This is a genomic window from Mesorhizobium sp. 2RAF21, from assembly GCF_052115345.1.
Classification (GTDB): domain Bacteria; phylum Pseudomonadota; class Alphaproteobacteria; order Rhizobiales; family Rhizobiaceae; genus Mesorhizobium; species Mesorhizobium terrae.
The window spans coordinates 209,178-223,269 of the sequence record NZ_JBFRGM010000002.1 but is presented as its reverse complement, the minus strand read 5'-3'; the positions used below and the strand labels follow the sequence as shown (position 1 = coordinate 223,269).

The following is a 14,092-nucleotide window of genomic DNA, read 5'->3' as shown; positions in this document are numbered from 1 at the left end:
TTATCCGCCAAGTTGAAAATACTTGGCGGTGGCGGAAAACTGCGAACCGTCGGCTCCGATCTCCTCGAGAATCTTGGGCAGAAGCTCGGAGGCTGGTGTCGGTCTCGAAAAAACCGCCGCCCGGATGTCGCGGGGTCCGGTGATCACCAGCATGATCTGCGGAACGGCCTTGCCGGCTGCCTTGTCGGCGGCGCCAAGACCGATCGGGATGCTGAACGCCGCCTTGTCGGTCTGCGCGACCATGCGGTCGTCGAGATTGAAGGCAATGCCCTTGTGGTCGATCAGCATCACATTCGACACAAGCCCACCACGCGTAACCAGCGTGCCGCCGATCGGCGTGTCATCCGGCACCGATGTCCGGTCGAGGACCAGTTGCGGCCGTTCAGCGCTGCTGCGATCGAAGAAGTGCAGGAAACTGGTCACCTCGCATTGCGGTTGAGAGATAAGCCGAACGCCGATGTCCGGCTCGATATGGAACCTCGACCGGAAATCGCCGAGCATCTGCTCGAATGGCCGCACGGCCGTTCCGAAACCTTCGATGGCTGCCGCATTGTCCGTTGCCGACGTCAGTGACGCGTAGAAACAATCCCCGCCGCTGAAGTCACGCACCCACGACGCGCGCTGCGCCGTTTCGTCGGCTTTCTTCGCCGATGGAACTTCCGGCTTGGGTAGATTGATTGCGACATCGGTATTTCCGGGCTGCTTGGCGGCTGGCGGCTGCGGCGGTGACTGTGTCGGCGTGTTCGCTGTTTCCAGTTGCTGGGCTGTCGGGCCTGCCGCTTCTGGCTCTTTCGGTGGGGGTGTCGACTGCGCTGGTTCCTGGCTTTTCGCAGAAGGAGAGGATGAGGCATTGGCCTTGGGCAGCACGTCGACAGGGTTCGGTACGCCGGGCTTGGTTTCTATCGGCTTTGTATCCGGCGACGGCTTGCTTTCAGTTTCCGCGCGGTTCGGTTGGGGTGCGTCGGCTGCGGGCGGTTCGCTGGCCGGCAGCGCCGGCTTCTGGCTTTCGGCCGTCTTCGGCACGGGTGCGGTCGTCGGCGAATTCTCGGTCGAAGGTTGCGTAGGCTGGGCTTCGGCTGGCTGTGGGCCTTGCGTCTGGTTGTTGTTGGCAACCTTCTCAGGTTGAACAGCGGGCGGCGCTTCCACAGCGGGTTTCGGCGTGAGTGGCGCTGCCTTCTCCACAGGAGGCGAGGGGGCCAGGACGCCGCTGACATAGAGACCCGCAGTGGCCAGAACAGCCAAGGTTATGGCGCCACTTGCGATCACCGGCATCCGCGTGGGCTTTGGTGGCGTGGTCGGTGTGGGGGGGCTGGCCGCAGCGGCTGCCGGCGCCGGTTCCGACAGATGCGCCGGCCGCACATGCTGAACGAAGCGCTGCTCGCCTAAGGGTGGCAGCGAGGGCGGTCGGGCGCCGGGAGGTGCAGTCCAGCCGGCGTGCGGCAGTCCGGAGCGCTCGCGTGCGCCAAACGATGCCGGTGGCGATGTCGCATCGGCGTCGTCGTCGCGGGTCGCCCTGGCGATTTCTGCCATGCTGGCCGGGCGGTCGCGTGGATCCGGCTGAAGCATCGCTTCGATGAGATCGCGGAAATCGGGGTCAATGTCCGACAGGTCCGGCACCGTACGGCGCTTTTCGATAACCTCATATTGCGAACCGCTCATATCCAGCGGCTTTCCGCGAAGCGCTGCGGCCAGCACCAGTCCAAGGCTGTAAATATCGGATTGCTCGCTGACTTCGCCGCCATAGAGGCCGAGCTGTTCCGGCGAAACATAGTTGTATTTTCCGGCGAATTTTCCGCCGATCAGCGTCTCTCCCCCGACGGTCGCCGAGCGCGCTATGCCAAAATCGATGATCTTGGCGCGCTCGACCCGGCTACCTGGCAGGATGATGTTGTCAGGCGACAGGTCGCGGTGGATAGCGCCAGCCTGATGCACGGCACTCAGTCCCGAAGCGAGGCGATGGCAGAGCCGGCGCACATCTTGCGGTGGCATGGCGCCGAGCCGGAAGATGTCGAACAGCGAAGGGCCGTCCACGAATTCCATCGCGAGGTAGGGACGGCCGATCCCCGGATCGATGGTGAAGACGTGGTAGCGTACGACGGCGTCATGCGACAGGTGATTGAGGATCGACGCTTCCTTGCGAAACAGGGACAAGATGGTCTGATCGCGCGCGAATTCTGGCAGCACGATCTTGATCGCGACTTGGTCGCCGGTCTGGATGTTGTGACCGCGATAGACCTCCCCCATGCCGCCGGATGCGATCCTCTCATCGAGCTCGTAAATGGCGCTAAGTTGCGTGCCCACACCCGCATAGGTGATGTTCGTCGATATCCGTGTCTTGTCGTCATCGCTCATTTTGCGAGGCCCTCTGCTCCGGATCGAACCTCCCGTCGCGCTCGTCGCCCATCTTCACGAGGACAATGGTGACATTGTCGGTTCCGCCACGCGCCAGAACGGTCTCCAGCAGATTCCGGCACGCAGCCTGCGGCGTGGCGGACTTGACCGCTGCCTCGATCTCGGCGTCGCTGACATGCGCGGTCAGCCCGTCGGTGTTCAGAACAAAAACGTCGCCTGGCATCAACTCACCTTGCCGGAAATCGATCTTGAGCTGGTCGCTGACGCCGACTGCGTGCGTGATCACGTTACGGCGCGGCCAGGTGAGTGCTTCTTCCGCACTGATCGCGCCGCGGTCGAGGAGTTCCTGGACCTCCGAGTGATCTTTCGAGACCTGGTTGATCAAGCTGTTGCGAACCAGGTAGATGCGGCTGTCTCCGGCCCACAGACAGGCAAAGCGGCCGTCCATGGCAAGCAAGGCCGCGAAAGTGGAACCGATCGTGATGCCGCGCGATCGTGATATGTCGCGGATTTCAGCGTTGGCGCGGCTCAGCCGATCCTCGAAACGGGCGCGAAGATCCGGCGCCGAGCTGGCGATACCGATCGTCGCCAGATGATCAACGATGCTGGCGGAGGCGAGTTCACCGGCTTCATGCCCGCCCATCCCGTCGGCTACCACCCATAGGCCGGTCTGCGGTTCGACGAGGTAATTGTCCTCGTTGTGGTCGCGCACGCAGCCCTTGTGGCTCACGCCGAAGCTTTCGACGGGAAGGGCGACAGTGCTCAAATTGCCACCAAGCGCTTTGCGAGCGTCCTCTGTGACGAACGATGGGCTGCGTACCCAGACCATTTTGCCACAAGCACGTACATTAGAGTATCGAAATGACGGTCGAAGTTGGCGCTGATCTGTCGGGAACCATCTCAGAAAGCCTTCGGACAACTGAAACTGGACAAAGCCGGCAACAGAAAGGGGTTGGCTCCCGGGTCTGTCTGGATCGTGTAGGCAACGTCGCGTCCACCGATGACGAAACGCGCTTCGGTGTTGCCGCCATTGCTGGTCAGCGTCGCCTTGTCTAGCAGCCGCTTCAACGCCCACGGCCCTTCGAATTTGAGTGCGGACTCGCGGCCCGGCATTTCCGGCGCAAGGCTGAGGCTGGCAGAGGCGGAAGCCGCGCTGTTCGGCCATGTCACTGTGCTCGGCGTGTTCCCTGCTTGACTGCTTTGGACGATCTGGCCGTCGATGTTCAGGACCGCGCTGTCGGCATCGCCGTTGAGCGAAAAAGGCGTGAATGTAATGTTGACCGACGGCACCGAGCCGCCGGAAGGAAAAAAGGCGCTGCGGATCTCCGCGGCGGACTGGAATGCCTTCAAGGTCGATTTGGCGAGGCCGCGGCCGGAACGGGCATCCTGTTTCCAGGTCCATTCCTGGCCCGTCATGTCGATCAGCGGCGCAAGGTTCTGTGCAAAGAAGCGATCCATCAGGCCGCCAGGCGCGAACAGCTTGGCGAAATCCGCGATCGAGATGTCTTCCGTGCCGTCTCCAGCGAAAGGATAGTGGCCATTGACCACCGCCTCGCAGGCGCGCGTGACGGACTGATCGAGGTTCTGGTTGAGGTTGGCCACGGAAGTCTCGGCGACATTGCCTTCAAACTCGTCCGCCGTGGCCGTCACCATGCGCGCGAGCGGCTTGGGCAGGCGCGAGACATTGGCGCGTAGTGTCGATATCTGTAGCCGCAGGTTCGCGTTGACACGTTCGGTCTGCGAGGGGACATCGGCCGAGAGCTTCAAGCTCTGGAAGATATCGCGAAAGTTCTGCGTCAGCGCATCGAGCGGCCTGTGCCCGGCAGTGCCGCTGACCAGCGTCTGGAAAGACCGGAACTGCGCCTCGACGCTGGCGCCGGCATTTTGCGCCAGAGCTGAGCTTGTGCCCGCGCGGCTTTGCGATTTGCCCCCGGCGATTTGCAAGCCGATGCGGGCCAGGCCTTTGGCCATCCCAGCCGGGTCCTTCAGCGCAATTCCGGTCTCGCCCTCTGAGGCGGTGTTGTCTTTCGTCAGCGCGGTCTCATCGGCGATCGCCGTAAACAGCTGGTCGAGCGGTGAGTCCGGCGAAGCGGCCGCCGAGAGCGCGATATATTGCGGTTTGTCCTTCAGCATCGCCTTGAACTTCAGCTGATCGAGCGTGCCTTTCCACGCGGCGGCGAATTCCTTGCCGTAGCGGTCGACGAGTTCGGGGCCGAGTTTGGGCAGATCTTGATCGATGCCGCCTTGTTCGCCGCCACCGCCGAGCACCCATCGCTCGTCGACAAGCATCTGCGCGATGCGTGAAAGCTGCGGCAGGAAGAAGCTGTTGAATCCGGCGCGGGTGTAAAGACCGGGAACATGAAGATCGGCGAGGTCGCCGCCATCCATGCGTTCGAACAAAAGCTGCGCCTCGGGGCCGGCTTTGGTTGCGACGGAGAAGTCGCTCAGCGTTGCGGCGTAGACCGCTGACTTGATCAGCGCCGATGCGCGGTCAGCCAAGCTCATGCGCCCGAGCGAGCGTTGCGCGGCCTCGATCAGGGGTTGGTTGAGTTCGAAGACTGGATCATAAGCGTCATCGAGGGCAAGCATGGCGCGCAGATGTTTTTCGATCTGGACGCGGCCTTCGCGGTTGTTCTCACCTGGATAACGGTTTTCTTCCCAGTCCTGCTTCATCCATGAGACGATCAACTCGTCATCGACCTTCGGCGCCTTGCCGCCCAGCATCAGGTAGATCTTCAGCGGCTGGTAGAGCGCAGCCGGATCGGCCATCCTGGCCTGGATCGTCCGCTCTGCCTGAACCAGGAGCCGGGAGCGGAAGGTTCGTTCAAGCGCCTGTCGATAGGCCGTCTTGGAGGCGGACTGCAGCCTCTCCCGCTGGCTCAATCCGAAGGCTTCCTCAATTGGCTTGCCTTGGGCTCCGCTTTCGAAACCGGCCGGCAGGCTGCGCAACTGATCGAGCGGGCCGATGACGTTCTCCAGATCGACGTCGGTCACAGCCGTGCTTTTGAGCAGCGAATCCGCGCTGTCGCGATACTGCGCCATCGCTTGCCGGGTGGAGGCGATCAACGATTTGTTGGCGAAGAAGCTGAGGCCAAGCACCCCAAGTGCCGCCAAAGCCCCCAGCCCGATCGCCGCCAAGCCGCCAAACCTGGTCAAGCTGGCGCGCCGTTCAGCCACCCGGTCGAAAGATACCCAGCCCGATTCCGGGAAGATCACCTTGGTCAGGAGGTCGTGCAGGAAGAAGCTCTTGCCGGTGCCGGAAAGATACGCTTGCGGGGTGCTGCCGAAGCTGCGGCCGATCGCGCCCAGCACCTGGTCGAAGGGTGTCCCCTCCTGGGTGCCGGACGAGAAATAGAGCCCACGCAGGCTGACATTCACCTGTGATCGAGATGCATCGAACAGGCTGCCGATGAACTGCGTTATCCGGTTCCTGAGCGCGCCGAACTGAGCCGGAAAACCGAAGAGTGCGATCCGCGCCACCGGATCGGTCTCGTCCTGCAGACGGTCGGCAATTTCCTCGGCGAGCCGCCTCGCAAGTCCGTCGAATTCCGCCGGCGCCTCGCCAGCCATATTTTTGGTGCGGTCGGCGGTCTGAAAGGTCGCGCCCCACACCTTGCGCCTGCGCGCCTCGTCGAAATCGCCGAAATAGTCCATGAAGCCAGCGACGAGATCGGCCTTGGTGAAGAGCAGATAGACCGGGAACTGGATTTTCAACGTCTCGTGCAGTTCGCGCAGGCGGCTTCTGATTTCGGTGACATGCGCGTCTAGCTGCTGGTCGTCGAAGCCGATCAGATCGGCAAGGCTGATGGCGAGGATCACACCGTTGATCGGTTGCCTGGTGCGGTATTTCTTGAGCAATCGCAGGAAAGCGAGCCAACTCGCCTTGTCGCGCTCACGGTCCGACCCCTGGGTCGTGTAGCGGCCGGCCGTGTCGATCAGCACTGCCTCGTCCGTGAACCACCAGTCGCATAAGCGCGTGCCGCCGACGCCGGCCACCGGCTGTGCGCTGCCGGAACTGGCAAGCGGAAACTTCAGCCCGGAATTGACCAGCGCCGTCGTCTTGCCGGCCCCGGGCGGGCCGATGATGACGTACCAGGGGATGTCATAGAGGAAATTGCGCTTGCCGCTCGTCCGCTTCAGCGTGGCGATGGCTTCGCCCATGCGCGCTTCGAGCGCCTGCGAATCGTCGTTTGGCTCGTCGCTGCGCACAATGGCCGTTTCGAGCGCTTTTTGCGCCTTGCGTTGCTGCCAGAAGCGGATGCCGTAGAACAGCGCAAGCACCGCAACGGTGACGCCGATGATTGTCGCCCTGAGCCACATGGGGCCAAGCGGGCGGGTATCGGCGAAGCGGATCAGCGGTCCGGCATACCAGACGGCGGCCGAGAAGCCCGCCAGGGCGATCATGTTGAATATCCGCGGCAACCAGCGCATCAGTTGCCGTTCTCCGCTGAGCCGGCTTGTAAAGTTTCCTGTTTGGGGATCATGATGTCAACGCGGCGGTTCTTGGCGCGACCGTCCGCCGTTTGATTGTCGGCGATCGGTTCGTCCTCGCCCTTGCCGTCTGTGCTGAGCCGCGACGGGTCCTTCAACTGCTTGGTAAGCATCGCCTCCACTGCTTTGGCGCGGGCGACGGAAAGGTCGAAATTCGATTTGAATGTGCTCGTGTTCTTCGGCTTCACATTGTCGGTGTGCCCGACGATCCTGATCGGTCCTGGCTCGGCATCGAGCGCCGTGGCGATGTCGGCTGCGATCGGCTGGAACTGCGCCTTCGTCTCTGCCTGGCCGGAAGCGAACGAAAGCTGGTTGCTGATCTCGACAACGATGAAATCACCCTTCGTGCCGACACTCAGTCCGCCGCCGGTGATCTCCTTGGCGAGTGCGGTGCGGATGCGGTCGACCTGAGTGGTATCGGGGACCGTCGGTGGCGGCGGGCTGGCTTCCGCCGGTTCGCCGGGTGCCGCCACGCTGGCACGTTCGATGATAATTGGGGTCGAAGGATTGAGTGCCAGCAACGCGCCGGCGGTCGCGTCGCCTTCGTCGGTGATCAATATCCGCAGCCCGAAGAAGGCCGCTGTCACCAGGGTCGCCGCGGCGGCTGCGACCGCCCAGAGCGGTAGCCGTCCGCGTGGCTTGGACATCGGCGCCGCTATGCCTTGCCACCGGGGTGAGATGTCGCCGGCGGCGCGTGGCCTGAAGTAACGCAACGTGTCGTAGACGTCGCGCCGGACACGTTCGAGTGTATTCCGTTCGCCCGGCAGGCCTCGGTACTGGCCTTCGAAACCCAGCGACAGGCAGGCATGCATCAGTTCGAGCAGGTCGTAATGCGCTTCGGGCTTGGCGAGGATACTGTTCAGCGCGTCGTAAAAGCCGACGCCTGTTGGCTTCGTGTGGAAGAACTGCGCCACCAGGCTGTGCTGAAGCCAGGTTTCCTTGCTCGGCCAGGGCAGGTTGCCGACAAGGTCGTCAGCGGTTTCGCAAAGGGCGAATTTCGCGATGCGGGCATCCTCTTCGCCAATAGCGGCCTTGGCGATTGTGCGGTCGAAAGTCTCGACGGCGTCGGCGATATGCTCCGCCAAGGCCGCCGCTTGTCGTTCGACCGGTATGAGCCGCAACTGTCCGAAGAGCATCAGCAAAGGGGCCGCGGCGGCAAGGATAGGATTTGCCGCTGCATACTTCACGCCGGCGGTGGCGTTGAGCAGAACGTCCTGCTGCAACGCGAGTATCGGGGCAGGGGCTGCTCCTGGCGTGGCTTCCTGAACGACCACGGTTCCGGACGACCAGCCGAGCGGCATCTGCCGGCCGACGCCGGGGTCGAAGATCGTCGTTTCTCTGGCGGGTGTCGGAGCACGTTGCACGCTTTGCGGACCGGAGCCATCGGGAGCGCCAAGCGGCTTTTTTCCTGGCCGTGACGCGCGGATGATGGTTTTTTCCGGTGGTTCGGAGGGGTCGTCCTTCGAGCTCATCGGCGCACCCGTGTCGAGTTGCAACGAGCATTTCTAGGGCGGGAAGGGAGGCCTGGGCCGGGCTCAATCTTCGCTGCGGACCGGATGAAAAGGCTGATCTTGCGGAAACATGACATTCCTGCACACGCCCCAAGCCACGGCCGCATTGCCCGCCGGGCAAGCTCCCATGCGTTATCCTAATCGCACGGGAAGCCGATGGAAATCGGAAAGCAGGATGATCAAAGAGACGACTTCTTCTATGAGGCCCGTCACACAGAGCGCATCAGCGCCGCTGAGGCCTGCTACCTGCCCGGCTATTTTTGCTTAGCCGCCTTGGTGTAGGCTTCGGCGAAATAGGCGAGGAAGACATCCAGCATACCGTTTTCGTGCTTGTCCTCCATCATCCGCCACGTCGCAACAAGCGCATCCCAGGCCTGGCTTTTCCTGGACGAAAAGGAAGCAGGTGGAATTCTTTTGGCGATAGCCTCCGGCGACAGGTCGTCTAGCAGCCTCGAAAGCGCGACCTGCATGGCAGCGTAGGTGGCGATTTCGTGGGCCTTCAGGTCGCGGAACGCGTCCTCAACGCTATGCTTGGCATCAAGATAGCCGGCCCTGCGTTTGGCGAACATGATCTCCATTATGTCGTCGGTGCCCGGCACGAATTTCAGCGGGTTGTTGTCCTCCGCGCCGATCATCGTGCGATCCGCGCTCTTGGCGAGTACTTTGGCTGCGGCGCGTGCCTTGAGCAGCAAGGACAATTGCTCGACCGTGGTTCTCAGCACCGCGCCGATCTCGGCAGCCACGTCATGCGGGTCGCGCGATTGCAGCAACTCCGGTGCAATGCCGGCTGCTTTGGCGATCTCCCGCAACATCGCGTCCGCTTCCGCCGGCCGATTGGCAGGGACAGCTGGGCTGGGCCGCAGTGCCGAAGACGTCGATACCTGTGCCGTCTCGCCAGGGCGCTGCTGCGCCGGATTGAGGGATGGCGCATTACCGAATTCCTGCGGCCTTCCCGTTGACGACGGCAGTTCGCGTTGCGTCGAACCGGTCCTTTCTTGCGGATGACCGGTAGCAACACGCTCTTCGTCGATCGAAACGGCGACGACGTAACAGCCGATCAGCAGTCGGTCGCCTTGGGCCAGCCGATGCGGCGCGCCAATGCGCTGGCCTGAACCGTTGACGAAAGTACCGTTGCGCGAGACGTCATAGAGCCAGAACGAACCCGCCTGATAGCGGATTTCGCAATGTCGGCCGGAAATGAACTTGTCGGGGTCGGCCAGTGTCCAGTCGCAATTTTCGCGCCCGATTTCGAAGCTGCGGTCGCGGGCGGCATAGCTCGTCGCGATGCCTGCCGGCAGCCTGTCAAGATTGCTGATCTGTAGCGAGATGAACATCCGCAACCGCCGGCACGCCCAATATCCAGGCTATTCTAGCAGCTTGCAGGGGCAGCGGGCGAGGCGCGTTTCACATGAAGGCGCCGGGAGCAGTTCAGCCACACCGTTATTTAGCCTCCATCAAACATGTGCTAGGCTTATCGGGCTTCGGTGCGGTGGCTATGAAGTTCCCGAACGTGACGCAGTTAATAGAACGAGGGCTTCGATTCATCACACTGGCGGCCGCGTCCAGGAGAGGCACGAACCATGCCGAATGAACGCGCCACGGTTGTGCAAACGCCGGTGGGCGCTGACCTGCTGACCTTCACCCATCTCATCGGCCGCGATGAGGTCAGCCGTTGTTTTTCCTATACCGTTGGGTTCGTCAGCAAGAGCCGTGACGTCGACCCGTTGAAGATGCTGGGCGGTGTCGTTTCGGTCGAGGGTGAATCCGACCCGAAGCGCTGGTTCAGCGGTCTCGTGTCGGAGTTCAGGCTTACCCGTATTGAAGACAGGCTGGCCTTTTACGAAGCGGTGATCAGACCGTGGCTCTGGTTCCTCGGCAACACCACCGATTGCCGTATCTTCCAGAACATGACGGCGGTGGAGATCGTCGAAAAGATCTTCTCGAAATATGGCATAGCCAAATTCGAGAAGCGGCTGCAGGGTTCCTACCCCTCGCGAGAATATTGCGTCCAATATGACGAGAGCGATCTCGATTTCGTCCAACGGTTGCTCGAGCACGAAGGCATTTTCTATTTCTTCGAGCACGACGAAGGCAAACACACGCTGGTGCTGTGCGATGCGATGAGCAAGCTGAAGCCAGCGCCAGGCTACGACAAAGTGCTCTATAACTTCGAGGGTCAGGGCTCGCGGCGCGACGTTGAATACATCACCGAATGGATTCCAGGCAGTGCGGTGCGGCCGGGTGCATATGCCCATACGGACTATGATTTCGAAAAGCCCGGCGCGGATCTGATGGCGAAGTCCGCCCAACCGTTCGGCCATAAGGAGGCCTCGGGCGAAAACTATCGCCAACCCGGAGCGCATCTCGATGTCGGCCGGGGCGACACGATTGCTGGAATTCGCCGCGAGGAGTTACAGGCGGTGCATCGGCACAGCACGGCGGTGGGTACCGTGCGCGGTCTCTTTTCCGGTTGCAAATTCAAGCTCGAAAGTTTTCCGCGCGACGACCAGAACCAGGACTATCTGGTGGTCAGCGCCGAATACCGGCTGTTCGATCCGGGTTACCGGACACAGAACGAGGCCCATAACGAAAACTTCAAAGTGGTGCTCGGCGTTGCGCCGACCAAATTGCCTTACCGCCCGCCGCGCATCACGCCGCGGCCGGTCATGCGCGGGCCACAGACGGCGACGGTGGTAGGGCCTTCGGGCGAAGAAATCTTCACCGACAAATACGCACGGGTGAAGGTGCAATTTCATTGGGATCGCCTCGGCAAGAAGGACCAAAACTCTTCCTGCTTCGTGCGCGTGTCGCAGACCTGGGCCGGCAGCGGCTGGGGCTTCATCCAGATCCCGCGCATCGGCCAGGAGGTCATCGTCGACTTCATCGAGGGCGACCCGGACCTGCCGATCATCACCGGCCGGGTCTACAACGCCGCTGAGATGCCGCCCTACGGCTTGCCTGCCAATGCCACGCAATCGGGCTGGAAGTCCAATTCCTCGAAAGGCGGCGGTGGTTACAACGAGCTTATGTTCGAGGACAAGGCGGGTTCCGAACTGGTCAATTTCCAGGCCCAGAAGGACCACCACCTGCTGATCAAGCATGACCGTAACAAGACGGTGCAGCACGACCAGTCCGACCGCATCGACCACGATGCCAAGCACTCTGTCGGTCACAACCTCGACGAGGACGTCGGCAACAACAAGACCGTCAAGGTCGGCGTCAACCAGACCACCAACATCGGCAGCAACGACACCGAGACGGTAGGCGCAAACCGCTCGCTGACGGTCCAGGCCAACGAGACGATCCACGTCGTCGCCAATTCTACGGAAAATATCGACGCCAACCATTCGCAGACGGTTGGGTTGGTTCAGACGGTCACAGTGGGTGCGGCGCGTGTGGATACGGTTGGTGCCGCTGAAGCGCGGACCGTGGGCGCAGCGCAAGTGAATACCATCGGAGCGACACGGACGGTGAGCGTTGGCATCAGCCAAAGCCACAGCATTGGCGCTGCGGATAGCTGGGACATCGGCGCCAGCCAGAGTGTCCAAATCGCTGCCGATCAGGGCATCAAGATCGGCGGCGCGCAGAATTCGGAGATCGCTAAGACGTGGATTGTTAAGGTGGGCGAGGACAACTCGACCCAAATCAGCGGCGCTCATGAACTCAAGATCGGCAAGAAGAGCCTCATCCAGGTCGGTGAGGATTCCGGCATTTCTGTAGGTAAGACCCTGACGCTTGAGGCGAAAGATGAGATCCAGCTAAAATGCGGCGATGCCGTCATCACCATGAAAAAGAACGGCGAGATCGTCATCAAGGGCAAGGATGTGTCGATCAATGCCTCCGGCAAGATCAATGCGAAGGCATCGGGCGACATGTCGCTCAAGGGCAGCAAGATTACCCAGAACTGAAGGTGTAAGGCGATGGCGGATACACTGGAGCGCATAGAAGGTGTGGTGATCGGCGTCTTTCTCGGCTTCGACGACACCGCTCCGCTGGTGATCTTCCCAGGCAACCCCCGGGAAGAAGCGATTGCAGCGCGCAGTCTTACCGAACTGACATCGGCGATGGTGGGAGCGGAGGTAGCGCTGCTGTTTCAAGAAGGCGACCCAGCTCGGCCATTGATCGTGGGGCGCATTGTCGAGCCGACCCGCAAGAACGCGCCGCCGCAGGTGGTCCGAGACGGCGAAAACGTACTCATCGTCGGCAACGAGCGCATCGAGCTTCGCTGCGGCAAAGCGCGGATCGTCATGGAGAAGGACGGCCGCATCCTGATTCGCGGCACTTATGTGACAAGCCACGCCAGTGCCACGAACCGGGTGCGGGGCGGCTCGGTGAACCTGAACTGATGTCAGCCCCGATCCTTCCCGAGATCGTACGCCAGCATGCCGAGATGGCGGCGCATCTGTGGAATATCTACGACCGTCACTTGCTCAATCCCGGCGAGAATCCGGACATGGACGCGGAGCGCCTGGCCCGCCTGGTCGAGCGGCTGGAGGCGCATCTCGACGGATTGCGCATCGCCGGCAGGGAGGGTCTTGAGATCGCGAAGCGGCTCTACGATGAGTTTCCCGAAGCCGGGGAACTGTTCGTGCTGCGCATGATGACGGCGAAGAAACCCGTTGCCATCACCGAACTGGATCTCGATCAGGTCCGCCGCTTTATCAAGGTGACGCTCAAGACGATCGCCGGGAATCCATAGCTATCGTGGCCCGGCCCATTATCGCGGCAGCGCGACTACGTCTGGGGGGATGGCAATCTCTTCCCAGGTCCCTGCGACCAGGCGCCATACGCTCGACTCGCGGATGACATGAAGAATGCCGTCGGAACTGGACAGTTCAAGCATCCGGTCCGTCATTGGCGGCAAGGGCGGTTCGAATGGAGCGGTTCCGTCTGGCGCTAGTGTAAAAAGCGAGGCTTCGTCGGCCAGCAGCGCACTGCCCTGGTGAACGCCCAGCGCCGAAAGTCCTGCATCGTTGACTGCAACCTCGGTCATATCCGCGAAGTCTGTGGTCGAGTACACCACACCGGGGCGAAACCGCAGATAGACGATCTTGCCATCGGCGGTGACGATCTGATCCAGCGTGCTGTTGGTAGGCAGTTCGACATCCTGCCACCTGCCGTCCTGCAGCAGCCAGAGTGTTCCGTAGTCGCGACGTGCCTGCGCCCTGATCATGGCAGCGATGTTGGTTGCGCCACCCAGGCCGCCGAAGTCTGTCGGGATTGACAGGCCGGTAACCACCTCCCCGCCGAAGACATAACGGAATCGCGCCGACTGCAAAGCTGCCCAGCCGAACCGAATCGTATCCTGGGAAACGGGTGGAATCGGAAATGTCGGAGCGGCCGGCGCCCAATTCTCCCCGTCGGTGGCTCGATAAGCCTGGCCGCCATAACCGGTAGCGACTAATTCGGTGCCGAGGAGCATGAGGTTGTCCATGCGACCGAGATTGCGCGATCCCGGCCGGTTGAAGCCTGCTCCCGGTATTTGCACACTTGTACCGCTCCTGAGAAAGTAAACCAGCCCCTCACCAGTCAGTGCGAGGAAATCCGCGCCACGGGAATTCGCGGGAGCTGGGCACAAGGCAACAAATTCTCCGTCGAAAGTCTGTTGAAGCCATTGAGGCCGTGCGTCGGGCAGGTAAGTGACGACGGTGGATCGCCCCTCAACCCCCTCGGGCTGCCTCAGCAGAAGGCAAAGTTTCCCGCCCGTCGCAGTCGTCCCCATCAACAGGTCCATGGCC

General features: G+C 61.8%; 9 protein-coding genes. 3 read left to right on the top strand and 6 right to left on the bottom strand.

Going from position 1 to position 14,092, the window contains the following annotated elements; translation table 11 throughout:
- From AB4136_RS03915 to tagH, 5 genes are all read right to left on the bottom strand, one after another.
- Window positions 1-2,352, bottom strand: coding sequence for a serine/threonine-protein kinase (locus AB4136_RS03915; RefSeq protein WP_024925023.1), 2,352 nt, complete (start codon window positions 2,350-2,352; stop codon window positions 1-3).
- Window positions 2,342-3,118 carry a PP2C family protein-serine/threonine phosphatase gene (locus AB4136_RS03910; protein ID WP_024925022.1) on the bottom strand — a complete coding sequence of 259 codons (777 nt, stop codon included), beginning with the start codon at window positions 3,116-3,118 and terminating at the stop codon, window positions 2,342-2,344. Before AB4136_RS03910 ends, AB4136_RS03915 begins: the two co-directional genes overlap by 11 nt.
- 134 nt (window positions 3,119-3,252) lie before the next feature.
- Window positions 3,253-6,783: a type VI secretion system membrane subunit TssM gene (gene tssM, locus AB4136_RS03905; protein ID WP_171020976.1), complete on the bottom strand. Its 3,531-nt coding sequence runs from the start codon at window positions 6,781-6,783 to the stop codon at window positions 3,253-3,255.
- Window positions 6,783-8,339 (bottom strand): type VI secretion system protein TssL, long form, encoded by a 1,557-nt coding sequence (gene tssL, locus AB4136_RS03900; protein ID WP_307418931.1) that lies wholly within the window; start codon window positions 8,337-8,339, stop codon window positions 6,783-6,785. The genes tssM and tssL overlap by 1 nt, the downstream gene beginning before the upstream one ends.
- A gap of 269 nt (window positions 8,340-8,608) precedes the next feature.
- On the bottom strand, window positions 8,609-9,688 hold the full coding sequence (gene tagH / locus AB4136_RS03895) for a type VI secretion system-associated FHA domain protein TagH (protein WP_024925019.1): 1,080 nt from the start codon (window positions 9,686-9,688) through the stop codon (window positions 8,609-8,611).
- Window positions 9,689-9,934: 246 nt separating this feature from the next.
- On the opposite strand from tagH, the gene tssI reads away from it, so the two are divergent.
- The 3 genes from tssI to AB4136_RS03880 are packed head-to-tail and all read left to right on the top strand — an operon-like array spanning window position 9,935 to window position 13,053.
- A complete protein-coding gene (gene tssI / locus AB4136_RS03890; RefSeq protein ID WP_024925018.1) occupies window positions 9,935-12,262 on the top strand; it encodes a type VI secretion system Vgr family protein in 2,328 nt (775 codons plus the stop codon).
- Window positions 12,263-12,274: 12 nt separating this feature from the next.
- Entirely contained in the window at window positions 12,275-12,700 is a 426-nt protein-coding gene (locus AB4136_RS03885; RefSeq protein WP_024925017.1) for a DUF6484 domain-containing protein, read from the top strand.
- Complete coding sequence (locus AB4136_RS03880; protein ID WP_024925016.1) at window positions 12,697-13,053, top strand: hypothetical protein; 357 nt, start codon at window positions 12,697-12,699, stop codon at window positions 13,051-13,053. The genes AB4136_RS03885 and AB4136_RS03880 overlap by 4 nt, the downstream gene beginning before the upstream one ends.
- Before the next feature lie 18 nt (window positions 13,054-13,071).
- Here AB4136_RS03880 and AB4136_RS03875 read toward each other — a convergent pair whose 3' ends face one another.
- Window positions 13,072-14,088: a hypothetical protein gene (locus tag AB4136_RS03875; protein ID WP_024925015.1), complete on the bottom strand. Its 1,017-nt coding sequence runs from the start codon at window positions 14,086-14,088 to the stop codon at window positions 13,072-13,074.
- Window positions 14,089-14,092 lie beyond the last annotated feature (4 nt).